The 15,273-nt window shown below is 37.4% G+C and carries 17 protein-coding genes; 14 read left to right on the top strand and 3 right to left on the bottom strand.

Annotated elements, in window-relative coordinates:
- The first annotated feature begins 6 nt into the window (after positions 1-6).
- Positions 7-1,071, top strand: coding sequence for a homoserine dehydrogenase family protein (locus tag ABD000_RS02320; protein WP_343763285.1), 1,065 nt, complete (start codon positions 7-9; stop codon positions 1,069-1,071).
- On the opposite strand, the gene ABD000_RS02315 is transcribed toward ABD000_RS02320, so the two are convergent.
- Both ABD000_RS02315 and ABD000_RS02310 read right to left on the bottom strand, forming a co-directional pair.
- On the bottom strand, positions 1,048-1,878 hold the full coding sequence (locus ABD000_RS02315) for an RNA polymerase sigma factor (RefSeq protein ID WP_343763284.1): 831 nt from the start codon (positions 1,876-1,878) through the stop codon (positions 1,048-1,050). The genes ABD000_RS02320 and ABD000_RS02315 overlap by 24 nt on opposite strands.
- Before the next feature lie 8 nt (positions 1,879-1,886).
- Positions 1,887-2,528 carry a hypothetical protein gene (locus ABD000_RS02310; RefSeq protein ID WP_343763283.1) on the bottom strand — a complete coding sequence of 214 codons (642 nt, stop codon included), beginning with the start codon at positions 2,526-2,528 and terminating at the stop codon, positions 1,887-1,889.
- A 116-nt stretch (positions 2,529-2,644) separates the two neighbouring features.
- Here ABD000_RS02310 and ABD000_RS02305 point away from each other — a divergent pair, with 116 nt between their 5' ends.
- Positions 2,645-3,745 (top strand): acyloxyacyl hydrolase, encoded by a 1,101-nt coding sequence (locus ABD000_RS02305; RefSeq protein WP_343763282.1) that lies wholly within the window; start codon positions 2,645-2,647, stop codon positions 3,743-3,745.
- Positions 3,746-3,752: 7 nt separating this feature from the next.
- Positions 3,753-4,541, top strand: a complete 789-nt coding sequence (locus tag ABD000_RS02300; protein WP_343763281.1) for a head GIN domain-containing protein — start codon at positions 3,753-3,755, stop codon at positions 4,539-4,541.
- Positions 4,542-4,583: 42 nt separating this feature from the next.
- Here the strand turns inward: ABD000_RS02300 and gldA are convergent, their stop codons facing one another.
- Positions 4,584-5,486, bottom strand: coding sequence for a gliding motility-associated ABC transporter ATP-binding subunit GldA (gene gldA, locus ABD000_RS02295; RefSeq protein WP_343763280.1), 903 nt, complete (start codon positions 5,484-5,486; stop codon positions 4,584-4,586).
- A 264-nt stretch (positions 5,487-5,750) separates the two neighbouring features.
- Here gldA and ABD000_RS02290 point away from each other — a divergent pair, with 264 nt between their 5' ends.
- From ABD000_RS02290 to rlmN, 11 genes are all read left to right on the top strand, one after another.
- Positions 5,751-6,572: a prephenate dehydratase gene (locus ABD000_RS02290; RefSeq protein WP_343763279.1), complete on the top strand. Its 822-nt coding sequence runs from the start codon at positions 5,751-5,753 to the stop codon at positions 6,570-6,572.
- On the top strand, positions 6,569-7,723 hold the full coding sequence (locus ABD000_RS02285) for a pyridoxal phosphate-dependent aminotransferase (RefSeq protein ID WP_343763278.1): 1,155 nt from the start codon (positions 6,569-6,571) through the stop codon (positions 7,721-7,723). Before ABD000_RS02290 ends, ABD000_RS02285 begins: the two co-directional genes overlap by 4 nt.
- The gene (locus tag ABD000_RS02280) at positions 7,720-8,568 is read left to right on the top strand and encodes a prephenate dehydrogenase (RefSeq protein ID WP_343763277.1); all 849 of its coding nucleotides are present in this window, start codon (positions 7,720-7,722) and stop codon (positions 8,566-8,568) included. The genes ABD000_RS02285 and ABD000_RS02280 overlap by 4 nt, the downstream gene beginning before the upstream one ends.
- A gap of 7 nt (positions 8,569-8,575) precedes the next feature.
- Complete coding sequence (locus ABD000_RS02275; protein WP_343763275.1) at positions 8,576-9,658, top strand: chorismate mutase; 1,083 nt, start codon at positions 8,576-8,578, stop codon at positions 9,656-9,658.
- A gap of 21 nt (positions 9,659-9,679) precedes the next feature.
- Complete coding sequence (rsgA, locus tag ABD000_RS02270) at positions 9,680-10,630, top strand: ribosome small subunit-dependent GTPase A (protein ID WP_343763274.1); 951 nt, start codon at positions 9,680-9,682, stop codon at positions 10,628-10,630.
- A complete protein-coding gene (dtd, locus tag ABD000_RS02265; RefSeq protein WP_343763271.1) occupies positions 10,631-11,083 on the top strand; it encodes a D-aminoacyl-tRNA deacylase in 453 nt (150 codons plus the stop codon).
- On the top strand, positions 11,083-11,409 hold the full coding sequence (locus ABD000_RS02260) for a nucleotide pyrophosphohydrolase (protein ID WP_343763269.1): 327 nt from the start codon (positions 11,083-11,085) through the stop codon (positions 11,407-11,409). The genes dtd and ABD000_RS02260 overlap by 1 nt, the downstream gene beginning before the upstream one ends.
- 1 nt (position 11,410) lies before the next feature.
- Positions 11,411-11,641, top strand: a complete 231-nt coding sequence (locus tag ABD000_RS02255) for a hypothetical protein (protein ID WP_343763267.1) — start codon at positions 11,411-11,413, stop codon at positions 11,639-11,641.
- Positions 11,638-12,891 (top strand): 3-phosphoshikimate 1-carboxyvinyltransferase, encoded by a 1,254-nt coding sequence (aroA, locus tag ABD000_RS02250; RefSeq protein ID WP_343763265.1) that lies wholly within the window; start codon positions 11,638-11,640, stop codon positions 12,889-12,891. The genes ABD000_RS02255 and aroA overlap by 4 nt, the downstream gene beginning before the upstream one ends.
- Before the next feature lie 167 nt (positions 12,892-13,058).
- Complete coding sequence (queA, locus tag ABD000_RS02245) at positions 13,059-14,108, top strand: tRNA preQ1(34) S-adenosylmethionine ribosyltransferase-isomerase QueA (protein ID WP_343763263.1); 1,050 nt, start codon at positions 13,059-13,061, stop codon at positions 14,106-14,108.
- A gap of 90 nt (positions 14,109-14,198) precedes the next feature.
- Entirely contained in the window at positions 14,199-15,245 is a 1,047-nt protein-coding gene (gene rlmN, locus ABD000_RS02240) for a dual-specificity RNA methyltransferase RlmN (protein WP_343763261.1), read from the top strand.
- The last annotated feature ends 28 nt before the right edge of the window (positions 15,246-15,273 follow it).

The following is a 15,273-nucleotide window of genomic DNA, read 5'->3' as shown; positions in this document are numbered from 1 at the left end:
TCCCTCATGAAAAACATACAACTTATTTTATTTGGCATCGGCAATGTAGGTGGTACATTGATCGATCAGATTATTGCGCAAAAAGAGAAATTAAGGCAGCAACATATAGATCTTCAATTTTCAGCTATTTTGAACTCAAGTAACGTTTTTTTTCCCAGTCACAATTTAACATCATCATGGAGAGCATCATTTGAGGAGAATAGTATGTCTTATACATTTAATGATGTACTAAAACATATTCAAAAGATTGAAGACAAAATTATAATAGCTATCGATGCTACTGCAAGTGATGAGGTAGTAAACAAATATGAAACTTTGATTGAAGCCGGATGTCACTTAGTTTCTGCCAACAAAATTGCCAATACCATTTCGTACGATTTCTATATTCGTTTGAGAAAAAAATTATCCTTACACCAAAGGCAATTTGAATATGAAACGAATGTTGGTGCCGGTCTACCGGTGATCGAAACAGTTAAAAAATTGCATCAAAGTGGAGATGAAATCACAAAGGTAAGAGGGGTATTTTCAGGATCACTTAGTTATTTATTCAATCGATTTTCTTCTGAAGAGGTTCCTTTTTCACAATTGATTAAAGATGCCAAAGTAAACGGTTACACAGAGCCTGACCCGCGTGATGATTTAAGCGGAAAAGATGTGGGTAGAAAGCTCCTAATTCTCGCGCGAGAACTTCAGCTTGAAAAAGAGTTTAAGGATGTACAGATTCAATCGCTTATTCCGCCTCACCTCAATGGAGAATCTACAGTAGCACAGTTTGAAGAGCGAATGGATGAACTAGATGTACTCTATGGCGAGGAGAAGTCAACTTCAACAGATAAGGTTTTACGGTATATTGGCGAATTAGATGTAAGTAAAGAAGCGCTGTCGGTCTCTCTGCAAAATGAACATACCGGTAGTGCCATCGGGCAGTTACAGGGAGCAGATAATGTGGTCGAAATTTATACAAAGGATTATGATCAACATCCACTAGTGATTAAAGGTGCGGGTGCAGGAGGAGCAGTGACAGCACGTGGCGTTTTTAATGATATTCTAAAGGTGGTTAGTCAATGCTGAAGAAACAACTTCGTTCAATATAGTATCCAGTTCTTTTTTTATTTGAAAAGGAGTTTCTCTAAAAAGCTCAGCTAATTCTAATTGTATACGATCACTAACATCGTCCTTTTTTAAGTCAATTACTTCCTTAATAGAGTTCCTATAAGAGGTATTGAATCTTAATGTGGCTTTATCAACTATTCCTTTTTGAAGTAATATTTTAGTCTTTTTTGGACAGCGGCAGGGGTTTGTTGAATCAATTAAACCGCACCTGCCTGAAACATATTGAAATAGGTCCTTCTTGGCACGATATAATCTTACTCTATAATTCTGTGGACTTATATTAAATAAAGTTGCTCCCAGCTGATGGTCTGCATTGAACACCTCGCCAATAATATATAGCAGACGTTGTTCTCGATTTAAACACATCAACATGGCGGTAGAGCATAGAATTCGCACTTCTTCTATAACTTTTTCGGGAATAAATTCATGACTTGATTCTTCTATGTAAACAGATCTTTTGTATGTTTCCAAGGACTCCATTTTTTGTTTTGGCATTGCTAAAAAATGATTAAAGGTAATGCGGTAGAGCCATGTTCTAAATTGGCTTTTACCTTTAAAAGTCTTCAAATGAGTAATCACTTTGATAATTACCTCTTGGGTGGCGTCTTTGGCGTCTTCGGGATCTAAAAAAAGCTTGAGAGAAATATTATAGATATAATTTTGATGATTTTGTATAAGTCTGGTAAGTGCCTGTTTGTTGCCGCTTAAAGAAGCTGTGATCAATTGTTGATCATTTAAATCGTCATATGTGGATTTAAATATCATAAAGAAGATTAAAAATAGAGCAACAGGTCAAAAAAGTATATTGATTCTTCATTTGAAAAGTGGTAGTGCGCGTAACTGGAATCTGTCCAGGTAGAAAGATAGTAAATTGTTTGATTGGAATCGTATAAGGTAAAGATGGTATTTAAACCTATTGGTGGATTAGCCAAGATTTTTGAGCTGCTTTTTTCGGCGCTTAATACAGCGTAGGTGGATTGGGATATTTTGCCAAATTGATATTTTCCTTTTAATGTATAATAAAGCACTGTGCCGGTTTCTCCATATTCTTTTTCAATGCGTTCGTGCCACTGCTTATTAAACCAATTCTCTACAGACGCTTTACTCTCCCAAAAATAAATTCCGCCAAAGTTAGGCTCACCATCTAATAATGTATAGAACTTATGATTTAATCCCTCAATGGATTTAAATTTTTCAATGGTTTTATTCATTCTGTTTTTAATAATTCCTCGCCATGCGTACCAGGGTTTTTTAACTAACGTAATGGCTAAGACGGCAGTTTTTTCATCAGCATAAATAGTTTCTTCTGCATTGGTTGTGATTGGGGTTTGATCTTTTGACTGAGCGGTACACTTAAAGGTAAAAACAACAAGTAGTGCTGTAATAAAGTTAAGTAAGGTGTGAATTCTAAGCATTTTATTTTAGTTTATATGTTTTAGATAGAAAATTGAGAATGTGTTACAAAAGTTGTCTGGAGATCAAGCTTAAGTACACAATAAAATGTTCAAAGTATTCTATTACATTTGCGATAATGAATCGTTTTATTTCCTTACTACTAGGAGTGCTGTTTTTTTCTGCAAACGCGCAAGAAGAAAAGGTAAATCCGTTTTCAATTACAGCATCCTATGGATATGGAACCCTATTAGAACATTCGCCAGATATTGGTCACCTCATTACCGCACATCCTACCGTTCTTTTTGTGTCTTATGATCGCAAAACCTTTGGGGATGATAATTGGTCGCAGGCATTTAATTACCCAGATTTTGGCGCGTCATTTGCGTATCAAAATACAGGGAATGTTTCTCTTGGAGATTTATATGGACTTTATGGTCATTTTAATTTTTACTTTTTTCAGCGTCACTTAATGCTCGGTCTGGGTACAGGGATGGCATATGCCACCAATCCTTATGACGCAGATGATAATTTTAGAAATACAGCATATGGAACCCGTTTTACAGGTTCGACATATATTAAGTTGGTGGGGAAGAAAGAGCAGCTTTTAGAAAATCTAGGTGTTGAAGGTGGTCTAACGTTGATTCATTACTCCAACGGAAATTTTAAAGCACCTAATAACAGTACGAATAGTGTCTTATTTAACGTTGGATTAAACTATGTACTAGGTAAGGATAATAAAGCTTATATCCAAAAAGAAGATAGTACATCATACAGAGAACCAATTAGGTTAGTTGCAGCCTTGCGTGGCGGATTTCATTCCAGTGATGTAATTGGGAGCGGTCAATATCCTTTTTATATCATTACGGGTATGGCAGAAAAGAGATTAAGCCGAAAAAGCGCCGTGCAAGCCGGGGCCGAGATTTTTTTTAGCGAGATGTTAGAAGAGTTCATACGCTACAGGGGGATTGCTTTTCCCGAAGATAACATACAAGGAGATGAAGATGCCAAGCGTGCGGGAATATTTATTGGATATCGACTCATATTTAATAAAATTTCAACGTATGCTAATGCTGGATACTATGTCTATTATCCGGTAGATTTTGAAGGAAGATTTTACACAAGACTTGGACTACAGTACGATATAAATGATCAATGGTTTACTTCGGTTAGTGTAAAGTCCCACGCGGCGAATGCCGAAGCAGTTGAATTGACACTAGGGTATCGTTTTAAAAAGTGATAAAATAATGAGCTGGAGGATAACAGATAACAATATTGTAAACAGGGTTCACGCGCTCATTACTGTTATACTATTTTCAGGATTGATATCATGTGATACAGAGACCGCTCCTGACTGCTTTCAAGTGGAAGGGGATATTATTGAAAAAGAGATTGATCTTCCTCCTTTTAGTAAGATTACGGTCAATGAGAAAATACAACTATTTGTCTCTTATGGTGAAAATCAACTGGTGACGTTAGAAACCGGAGAAAATTTATTAAATGAGATCGAACTGCGTGTAGAAGGAGACCGATTGATCATGACCAATTCTAACGGGTGTAATATTTTTAGAGACTATGCGGTTACAAAAGTATACGTCACATTACCAGAATTTACAGAAATTCGTCATTTTAGTGAGTTTACGGTTACGTCAACCAATACCATAAAAAGTAATAATCTTCGCTTGTTAACTGAAGATAATCAGGAAGAAGAAGAGCAGCATACGAATGGTGATTTTGATCTTACACTAGAAGTTGAAACCTTACGTATAACAAGTAATGGTAATGGTAATTATATATTAGATGGCACCGTTGCTCAGGCATCATTTGGCATTTTTAGTGGTGATACCCGTATTGAAGCTGGGAATTTGTTGATTGATGATCTAGAGCTATTTCACCGTGGATCAAATAAGATGATTGTTAATCCTTTACTTTCAATCAAAGGAGAATTATACAGTACAGGAGATGTTATTGCTAAAAATGAACCTGCTATCGTTGAGGTAGAAGAATTTTATACTGGACGACTTATTTTTGAGTGATTCGTAAACTTTTGAATTTATAAACTAGTAGAAATTACGGTACTAGTCAGAAAGCCCTGTTAATTCCACAAATAAATCTTCTAAGGTTTTGTTTTTTTGCGTAAGCTGTAAGGTTTTTAGTTGATTGTCGTGAGCAAAATCAAATACGGCAGGGCGCATGTCTATTGAAGAATCAAAATGAAGTTCATACACAAAGCTATTAGTATTAATGACTTTCTTAAGATTTGGGATTTGCTGTAAGGCAACTTCTTCTACCCTGTAATCAAACTCTACCACAATTATTTGCTGGCTATTGTCTTTTAAATCGGCTAACTTTTTATCGGCGACTATTTCACCTTTGTTGATAATAATCACTCGATCACAAATAGCCTCCACTTCTTGCATAATGTGGGTAGACAAAAAAACGGTTTTAGTCTGCCCAATTTTTTTGATAAGTCTTCTAATTTCAATCAATTGATTTGGATCTAATCCGGTGGTTGGTTCATCTAAGATCAAAACGCCGGGATTATGCAAAAGCGCGTGGGCTAATCCTACCCGTTGACGATATCCTTTAGAGAGCTGCCCAATTTTTTTGTTCGCTTCAGGTGTTAAGCCTGTTTGAGTAATTACTTCTTCAATTTTGTTTTTATCTATGTTATATACTTTTGCATTAAAAGCAAGATATTCTCTAACATACATTTCCAGATATAATGGATTATGCTCTGGGAGATACCCTACATTTTCCTGAACCTTTAATTGTTCTGTAGTAATGTTAAATCCGTTCACAGTTGCTTCACCTTCCGAAGGGGACAGATAACCTGTTAATATCTTCATCAACGTAGACTTGCCGGCTCCATTAGGTCCTAAAAAACCAACTATTTCTCCTTGATTTATCTCAAATGTAACTTGATCTAATGCTTTTTGTGAGCCATACGATTTGGATATTCGATTAACAGTAATTGACATAGAGGTGGTATTGAGTTGTGCTAAAATACTAAATTGAAAAATCGGGTTAAACCTACATATAAAGTTTTTATCATTCTCTTTTGTAAATTCGACATTATGATTACATTAGCCACTTAATTATATATGAAAACAATAACTGTATATAACGCCTGGTATTATGTGTATTTCTTTTTTAAGAGATGACGCCGGGTGGATTATGCATTAACATAATTGAAAATTTTAAAAATCCCGGACAATTTGTTCGGGATTTTTCATTTAAACCAAGTGAGAAAAAATATTGCCATACAAGGGATTAAAGGTTCATTTCACCATCTTGTTGCACAACAGTATTTTGAGGTAAATATTGAGGTACTGGAGTGTCGTTCATTTATGGATGTGGTAAAAGAACTCAAAGAAGGACATGCAAGCCATGCAGTAATGGCGATTGAGAATAGCACGGCAGGAACTATACTTCCTAACTACGCTATGATTGATGAAAATCAGGTTGTTATCACTGGGGAGCATTATGTTCCTATTCGTATGGATTTGATGACTATTCCCGGTCGATCTCTAAATGACATAGCCGAAGTTCACTCACACCCCATGGCATTACTCCAGTGTAAAGAGTTTTTTAGATCGCAACCTCATATAAAATTGGTGGAAGATGTAGACACTGCTGAAGCCGCTCAACGTATTTCAAGGAATAAACTCAAGAATATCGCAGCCATTGCTAGCGAAATTGCCGCAGATATTTACGGGCTAGAGATTATAAAAAAGGGTATTCAAACCATCTCAAATAACGTAACTCGTTTTTTGATTTTAGAAAACGCAAAAAATGAGGAACTCCATGGAAACAAAATTTCCCTTAAACTTGAATTACCTAACAACCACGGTAATCTGGCTACAGTACTTCATTTGTTGAGTGATTATAACCTTGATTTAACTAAAATTCAATCATTACCGGTTATTGAAACACCATGGACGTATTCATCATTTATCGATGCTACATTTCAAGATAAAAAAGAATTAGAGAAGGCCTTATCTATTTTAGATATCATGGCAACCGAATTAAAAGTTTTAGGCATTTATAAAAATTCCAGGCCATGAAACCTGCAGATCGTTTAGAGCATATCACAGAATATTACTTCTCAAAAAAACTTAGAGAAGTTGGACAGCGCATGTCAAACGGTGAGCCAATCATCAATCTTGGAATTGGTAGCCCTGATCTTGCACCGCCAAAAGAAGTAAGCAGTGCCTTGGTAAAAGCATTGGAGCATCCAAACGCACATCAATATCAGTCATATAAAGGAATTTCGGCGCTTAGAAAGGCCTACGCAGATTTTTATCAACGAAAATATTACGTTTGGCTGAATCCCGAATCAGAGATTCTTCCATTAATTGGCAGTAAGGAGGGGATTATGCATATCTCAATGGCATTTCTTAATCCGGGTGATCGTGCCTTAATTCCAAATCCTGGGTATCCTACCTATTCTTCGGTGACTCGATTGGTTGGAGCTAATCCGTTATATTATGATCTAAATGAAGAGAATAACTGGTTCCCAGATCTTGAAAGGCTGTCTCAACACGACTTTTCAAACGTAAAAATTATGTGGCTCAACTATCCGCATATGCCGACGGGTGCAAAAGCTAGCATCAAAAATTTTGAACGACTCATTGAATTTGCAGAGAAGAATAATATTTTACTCATTAATGACAATCCCTATAGTTTTATTCGTACTACCAATCCGCTCTCAATTTTTAATGCCAAAAAAGCAAGCCATCATTGTCTTGAATTAACTTCATTAAGCAAAACGTTCAATATGGCAGGATGGCGCATGGGAGCATTAATAGGTAGCGAAACGTTGATTAATACGATTTTAAAGGTAAAAAGCAATATGGATAGCGGCCAGTTTTATCCCTCTCAGCAAGGGGCAGTAGCTGCATTACAGCTAGATGAAAGCTGGCTAAGAATGATTAATGCAGAATATACATCACGCTTTAAAGCCATGAAGAAATTGGTACGTGTGTTGGGTTGCAATATCGTTGCTTCAAAAACAGGAATGTTCATCTGGGCAGAGTTGACCAATAATCAAACTTCGGTAGAATTTGTCGATGCCTTATTGGATGAGCATCATATTTTTATTGCTCCGGGATCAATTTTTGGTAGTAATGGAGAAGGGTATGTACGCTTTTCACTCTGTACACCTGCAGGTAAAATTGAAAAAGCAGTTAAACGCTTAACGCAAAAAAAAGTATGAAGGTAACAATTGTAGGAGTAGGTTTGATAGGAGGATCAATGGCAATTGATATCAAAGCGGTATACCCTAACGCAGTAGTTTCTGGCATTGACCTGGATAAAAATAATTTGCAGAAAGCGATGGAACTACATGTGATTGATCAAAAAGGAGATTTTCAATCCTTATTTGAAGAAGATATCGTGATTATAGCAATTCCTGTGGATGCTTCGGTCAATATATTGCCGAAGGTTCTCGACCAGGTAGGAGATAGCACGATTGTCATTGACACAGGTTCTACCAAAGCTGATATTTGTAATGTGCTTCGGGATCACCCCAAAAGAAGAAACTTTTTAGCGGCTCACCCCATCGCCGGAACAGAATTTTCTGGAGCTCAGGCTGCACTTGCAAATCTTTTCAGAAATAAAACCAATATCATTTGCGAAGTAGAAAAAACGGCGTTTACATTACAGGAAAGAGCATTGGAGCTTTTCCAAAAACTGGGGATGCGAATTCGATATATGGATCCTGCATCTCATGATAAACACATCGCCTTTGTATCTCATTTATCGCATATTAGTTCATTTATGTTGGGAAAAACTGTAATTGATGAAGAAAAAAATGAACGAGATATTTTTGATATGGCCGGCAGCGGATTTGAATCTACTGTTCGCCTGGCAAAGAGTTCGCCCGCCATGTGGACGCCGATATTTAAACAGAATAAAGATAATGTAATTCATTCGCTGGATAAATACATTGAAAATCTGGTTCAGTTCAAAAGACTGATGGAGCAGGATGATTTTGAATCACTATACCATGAAATGAATGATACTAATCATATTAAAACAATCTTAAACGGAATGAAATAAAAAAACTATGAATAATTCACCAAAACTTAGAAGCTGGTTAGATGACTTTGGGTTAAGCCATCCACTGGTTATTGCCGGACCTTGTAGTGCAGAGACTGAAGATCAGGTCGTTAAAATTGCGCATCAATTAAAAGACAGTGATGCCACTGTCTTGCGTGCAGGAATTTGGAAACCTAGAACACGCCCCGGAAATTTTGAAGGGGTAGGAGCGCTGGGTTTAAAATGGATGCAACGTGCAAAAGAAGAAACTGGCATGCTAACAACCACAGAGGTGGCGAATGCAAACCACGTAGATTTAGCATTAGAGCATGACATTGATATCCTTTGGATAGGAGCCAGGACGACCGTTTCGCCTTTTATCGTACAGGACATTGCAGATGCGCTTAAAGGAACCGATAAAATTGTACTGGTTAAAAATCCGGTAAACCCTGATCTTGCTTTATGGTTAGGAGCCGTGGAGCGTTTAGATAGTGCTGATATTTCTAAGTTAGGAGTAATTCACAGAGGGTTCTCTACGTATGAAAAAACACGTTACCGTAACAATCCAGAGTGGCAAATTCCTATCGACCTGCAGCAGCGATTCCCGGATCTACCTTTAATTTTGGATCCCTCTCATATCGCAGGACGCAGGGACTTAATCTTTGATTTATGTCAAACTGCGTTGGATCTAAATTACGACGGGTTGATGGTTGAAACCCATTACGATCCGGATAACGCCTGGAGCGATGCCAAGCAACAAATTACTCCAGCTACATTAATACAAATGATGGTTGATCTTAAAATTAGAAAGACAGAAAGCCAAGATCAGGAGTTTAAAAATAAACTCAATACCCTACGGACTCAAATAGATGTGGTAGATCATCAGCTCATTGAACAACTGGGAAAGCGTATGATTATCGCAGATAAAATCGGTAAACTCAAGGCTGAAAATAATGTGGCTATTCTTCAAACTAAGCGCTGGAATGAAATTTTAGGTAAAATGATCTTAATGGGTGAAGAGGCTAATTTAAGTGAAGAATTTATTTTGAGGGTTTTTAAAGCAATTCATCAAGAATCGATCAATCATCAAAAAAAGCTGGGGAATGGTTAAACTTTCTCATCTTTGTAGTTCATGTTAGGAACTGTCTATAAATCAACCGGAAGCTGGTATGCCGTCAAGGCTAAAGATGGTACGTTCTACAATTGCAGGATCAAGGGTAAATTCAGGATCAAGGGAATAAAAAGCACCAATCCCGTGGCTGTTGGTGATGAGGTTGAATTTGATCTGGATAAAGAAAGTGACGAAACTATTGGTGTGATTTATGCGATTAGAGATCGAAAAAACTACATTATTAGGCGATCTGTAAATTTGGCTAAACGCACTCATATTATAGCAGCTAATATTGATATAGCATTTTTACTGGTTACCATTGTGAATCCTGAAACATTTACAACGTTCATTGATAGGTTTTTGGTTACGGCAGAGGCATATCACATTAAGGCAGTCCTACTATTCAATAAATTAGATCAGTATACTGAAGGTCAGCTGCTGGAAGCAAAATACTTAGCAGCTATGTATCGTGATATTGGATATGAATGCATAGGAATTTCGGCGAAGACCGGAAAAAACATTGATAAAGTGATTGACCAGATGAAGGACAAAACCAGTATGTTTTCTGGTCATAGTGGGGTAGGTAAGTCCACGCTAATTAATGCGATTGATCCAACACTTGACCTCAAAACAGCTCAAACATCAGAGCAGCATCAGCAAGGACAGCATACCACAACTTTTGCGCAAATGTTTGATTTGCCTTTCGGCGGAAGAATTATTGATACGCCGGGAATTAGAGGTTTTGGAATCGTAGATATCGAAAAAGAGGAAGTCACTGATTATTTTCCTGAGTTTTTTGAGCTGAAGCAAGATTGCAAGTTTAATAATTGCCTGCATGTGGAAGAACCAGGCTGTGCGGTTAAAGACGCATTAGAGAAAGACAAAGTGGCTTGGTCAAGGTATAAGAGTTATTTGCAGTTGATTGAAGGCGATGACGAGGGTTATCGCATAGACCCGTACAAGACAGATTAGATGAGGGTAGTTATTCAACGTGTTTTGAATGCTTCGGTAGAAGTCGATCAAAAGATTATTTCAAGTATTTCTCAGGGGCTATTGGTGTTTGTTGGGATTGAGCAGGATGATCAAGAAGAGGATTGTTCATGGTTAACCAATAAGATTATTCACTTAAGAATTTTTAGTGATAAAGAGGGTAAGATGAATCGCTCAGTCCTTGATATGAGTGGTGAAATCCTTGTGGTAAGTCAATTTACACTCCATGCCTCTACTAAAAAAGGTAATCGTCCATCTTACATCAAAGCAGCTAAGTTTGATTCAGCTATACCGTTATACAGGAATTTTATAAAACAACTACAAGCAGTCTTGGCTAAACCTGTTAGATCCGGTATTTTTGGGGCCGACATGAAGGTGAATATTTTAAATGATGGACCTGTTACGATTATCATAGATTCAAAACACAAGGAATAATGCAAATCACTAACGCACAAAAAGTAGTAGACGACTGGATAAAAGCACATGGGGTTCGCTACTTTAATGAGCTCACCAACATGGCTCAATTAACCGAAGAAGTTGGTGAAGTTGCTAGAATTATCGCCAGACGCTATGGAGAGCAAAGTGAAAAAGAAAGTGATAAGAATAAGGATTTGGGAGAAGAACTCGCCGATGTATTGTTCGTAGTATTGTGTTTGGCTAATCAAACAGGTGTTGATCTGCAACAGGCTTTTGACAAAAAGCTTGATCTTAAAACAAAAAGAGATCACAAACGACATCACTCCAATAAAAAACTAAAATAAGATGCTTAAGACAAAGATCTTTTGGAAACTTACCTTGAAATTTGGATTAAGTTTCTTGGCTTTATTTGTAGTGATTTCATTTATCATGGATTTGATGGGATGGCAGTCCAGTTTAGTGGATAATATTAAGGCAGGAAACTGGGCTTTAGTCGTTGGCGTATATACCGCAATGGGATTTTTCTACGGAATGGTCATGGCATTTCTTAGACTTAGAAACAATCAAAAAAAGTGAGTTTCAAAAAAATCATACAAAAATCTAAGGATACTCAAGGATCGTTAGAAATAACAGGTTCTAAAAGCGAAAGTAATCGTGCACTAATTTTAAGTGCTCTGTTTAAAAATTTGTCGTTAAAGAATATTTCTAACAGTGATGATGCGAACGTCCTGCAAAGAGCGCTATTGCCTTCGTCACCAGTCATTGACATCCATCACGCTGGTACTGCGATGAGATTTTTAACAGCTTATTTTGCGGTACAAGAGGGCACAGAGGTGATCCTTACCGGTAGCTCCAGAATGAAGGAGCGACCTATCAAAATATTGGTGGACGCCCTAAGATCTTTAGGGGCTAATATCAGTTATCTGGAACAAGAGGGCTATCCCCCTCTAAAAATAAAAGGTAAAAACATCACAACGTCAAAAGTAGAGCTAAGTGCAAATGTAAGTAGTCAATACGTGACCGCATTAATGCTTATAGCACCATCTTTGCCGCAAGGATTAGAGATAAGCTTGTTACAGCAAATCACCAGTATGCCGTATATTGAAATGACACTTAAATTACTTCGGCAAATTGGCGTAAAAGCAAATTTGATAGAAAATAAAATCACTGTTCCTCACACCAACACCATAGAGAGTCAAACCTTCATCATTGAATCAGATTGGAGTTCGGCTTCCTATTTCTACAGCATTGCTGCTTTATCATCTTCAGCAGATATCATTTTGTCTAATTATAAAGCAGATAGTCTTCAGGGAGATTCGGTGCTTTCAATATATTACAAGCATTTTGGAGTAGAAACTTCGTTTGATTATAGGAATAAGCGTGTGCGTCTTATAAAGAAAGCTGACTTCCGCTTACAGCGAAATAATGCCAAGGTAGATATTCAATTAAACTTGGTGGATTCGCCAGATATCGCTCAAACCATTGCTGTGACCTGTCTGGGGCTGAGAATTTCATGCAGGCTTACTGGCTTGCACACCTTAAAAATTAAAGAAACGGATCGTTTAGTTGCGCTAAAAACTGAAATGGAAAAATTAGGTGCAGCTGTAGATATAACAAAAGATCAGCTTACGCTTCACCGCGTTAGTAATTTGCGTAAAGATATTACCATAGAAACCTATAATGATCACCGTATGGCCATGGCTTTTGCTCCGATGGCATTAAAAATTCCAATTCAAATCAACGATGCGAATGTAGTTTCAAAATCATATCCAGATTTTTGGAATGATCTTAAAAAACTCGGTTTTCAATATGCCGAAGATGAGTAGATAGCGTTAAAATTTGATCGACTAAGTTTCAAATACCTGCAATAGGGAAGCTATTTTATGTATAGAGTATTTCTCAAAGCTTTTGATTTTGAGATAAACCTTAAAAGACTTGACAACCCCTATGTTGAGATCGTATATTTGCCATCTTTTAATTAAAACCTATACGTGTGAAATTATCTCAATTTGGCTTTGACCTCCCTGAAGAACTTTTAGCAGAATATCCCAGCGAAAATCGTGACGAATCCAGACTCATGGTTGTCAATCGTAAAGAGGGTAGCATAGAACATAAACTTTTCAAAGATATCATTGATTATTTTGATGAGAAAGATGTGATGGTACTCAATAATACAAAGGTGTTTCCAGCCAGGTTATTTGGAAATAAAGAAAAAACCGGAGCACGTATTGAAGTCTTTTTATTGAGAGAATTAAATCCTGAAACTAAGCTTTGGGATGTGCTTGTGGACCCGGCGAGAAAAATAAGAATTGGGAACAAGCTTTATTTTGGTGATGATGAAAGTCTGGTTGCCGAGGTGATCGATAACACCACATCAAGAGGGAGAACACTACGTTTTCTATACGATGGATCTTACGAGGAATTTAGAAACAAACTTTCAGAATTAGGAGAGACACCACTACCTAAATACATCAAGCGTGAGGTAGAGCCCGAAGATCAGGAACGTTATCAAACTATTTATGCCAAAGAAGAAGGCGCAGTTGCTGCACCAACAGCAGGACTTCACTTTTCTAAACATTTATTAAAGCGTCTTGAAATTAAAGGTATTGACTTTGCTGAGGTTACCCTGCACGTTGGACTAGGAACCTTTAGCCCGGTTGAGGTAGAAGACCTTTCTAAACACAAAATGGACAGTGAAGAAGCTTACATTGAATCTAAAGCCGTTAAAACGATCAATAAAGCCCTTGCTGAAAAACGCAGAATCTGCGCAGTAGGAACAACTGTAATGAGAACACTAGAAAGCTCTGTAAGTTCAGACAATACGTTGAATGAATTTGGAGGGTGGACGAACAAATTTATTTTTCCACCATATGATTTTAGCATTGCGAATTGTATGGTAACGAATTTTCACTTGCCAAAGTCAACGCTCATGATGATGACAAGTGCCTTTGCGGGTCATGACTTAATGAAAAAGGCCTATGCTGAAGCCGTTAAGGAAAAATATAGGTTCTACACTTACGGTGACGCTATGTTGATTATATAATCAAGAAGTTGATAAATTTAAAAAATCCCGCTGCTTCAAGCGGGATTTTTCATTTTAGGTATCTCCAATTAAACCCAGTATTTTTGCACTGTGAAAATAGACAAGAAAGACATACGCGGATTGACCAAACCAGAGCTCCAAACATTTTTTGTAGAAAAGGGCGATAAGGCTTTTAGAGGAACCCAGGTGTACGAATGGTTGTGGCAAAGAGGGGCACATACGTTTGAGGAGATGACCAATCTTTCTAAAGAGACCCGCGCCATGCTTGATGAATATTTTGTGATTAATCACATTAGGGTTGATCAAATGCAGCGCAGTAGCGACGGCACGATTAAAAATGCTGTCAAACTTCACGATGGATTAACCGTAGAATCTGTATTGATCCCAACACCAACCAGAACAACTGCTTGCGTATCTTCACAAGTAGGTTGTAGTTTAGATTGTATGTTTTGCGCCACTTCAACCTTAAAGCGTATGCGAAATCTTAATCCAGATGAAATTTACGATCAGGTAGTGGCAATTGATCGTGAAAGCAGGTTGTATCAAGGTATGCCACTTTCTAATATTGTATTTATGGGAATGGGCGAACCCCTCATGAATTACAATAATGTCCTCAAGGCAATAGACAAAATTACATCACCAGAAGGTTTAGGAATGTCACCACGTAGAATCACAGTATCCACCAGCGGAGTCTCAAAAATGATTAAAAAAATGGCAGATGAAGAAGTCAAATTTAATCTTGCCGTTTCATTACATTCTGCTATTGAAGAAATACGCAACGATATCATGCCATTTACAAAGCGATTCCCTTTGACAGAACTAAAGGAGGCACTGAATTACTGGTACGCTAAGACAAAAAAGATAGTAACCTTCGAATATGTGGTGTGGAAAGGTATCAATGATCGCAAAGAAGATGTGCAAGCCCTAATTGCTTTTTGTAAAGGGATACCCAGTAAAGTGAATTTAATTGAATACAACCCTACAGATGCGGGCAGATTCGTGCAAGCAAGCAACACAGCGGTTGATATGTACGTAACTATGTTGGAACAAAATAATATTACGGTTACCGTTCGTCGCTCAAGAGGAAAGGATATCGATGCTGCCTGTGGGCAATTAGCGAATAAGTCTGAAGTGTAACTTTTTATAATTTCACTCACCACTCACC

This window comes from Gangjinia marincola (assembly GCF_039523415.1).
GTDB lineage: Bacteria > Bacteroidota > Bacteroidia > Flavobacteriales > Flavobacteriaceae > Gangjinia > Gangjinia marincola.
The sequence above is the reverse complement of the archived record's forward strand: the minus strand, read 5'-3'. Positions and strand labels throughout refer to the sequence as shown.

Coding starts and splice junctions, on each gene's coding strand:
- ABD000_RS02320 (WP_343763285.1), top strand. CDS start 7: ATGAAAAACATACAACTTATTTTATTTGGCATCGGCAATGTAGGTGGT.
- ABD000_RS02315 (WP_343763284.1), bottom strand. CDS start 1,878: ATGATATTTAAATCCACATATGACGATTTAAATGATCAACAATTGATC.
- ABD000_RS02310 (WP_343763283.1), bottom strand. CDS start 2,528: ATGCTTAGAATTCACACCTTACTTAACTTTATTACAGCACTACTTGTT.
- ABD000_RS02305 (WP_343763282.1), top strand. CDS start 2,645: ATGAATCGTTTTATTTCCTTACTACTAGGAGTGCTGTTTTTTTCTGCA.
- ABD000_RS02300 (WP_343763281.1), top strand. CDS start 3,753: ATGAGCTGGAGGATAACAGATAACAATATTGTAAACAGGGTTCACGCG.
- gldA (WP_343763280.1), bottom strand. CDS start 5,486: ATGTCAATTACTGTTAATCGAATATCCAAATCGTATGGCTCACAAAAA.
- ABD000_RS02285 (WP_343763278.1), top strand. CDS start 6,569: ATGAAACCTGCAGATCGTTTAGAGCATATCACAGAATATTACTTCTCA.
- ABD000_RS02280 (WP_343763277.1), top strand. CDS start 7,720: ATGAAGGTAACAATTGTAGGAGTAGGTTTGATAGGAGGATCAATGGCA.
- ABD000_RS02275 (WP_343763275.1), top strand. CDS start 8,576: ATGAATAATTCACCAAAACTTAGAAGCTGGTTAGATGACTTTGGGTTA.
- rsgA (WP_343763274.1), top strand. CDS start 9,680: ATGTTAGGAACTGTCTATAAATCAACCGGAAGCTGGTATGCCGTCAAG.
- dtd (WP_343763271.1), top strand. CDS start 10,631: ATGAGGGTAGTTATTCAACGTGTTTTGAATGCTTCGGTAGAAGTCGAT.
- ABD000_RS02260 (WP_343763269.1), top strand. CDS start 11,083: ATGCAAATCACTAACGCACAAAAAGTAGTAGACGACTGGATAAAAGCA.
- ABD000_RS02255 (WP_343763267.1), top strand. CDS start 11,411: ATGCTTAAGACAAAGATCTTTTGGAAACTTACCTTGAAATTTGGATTA.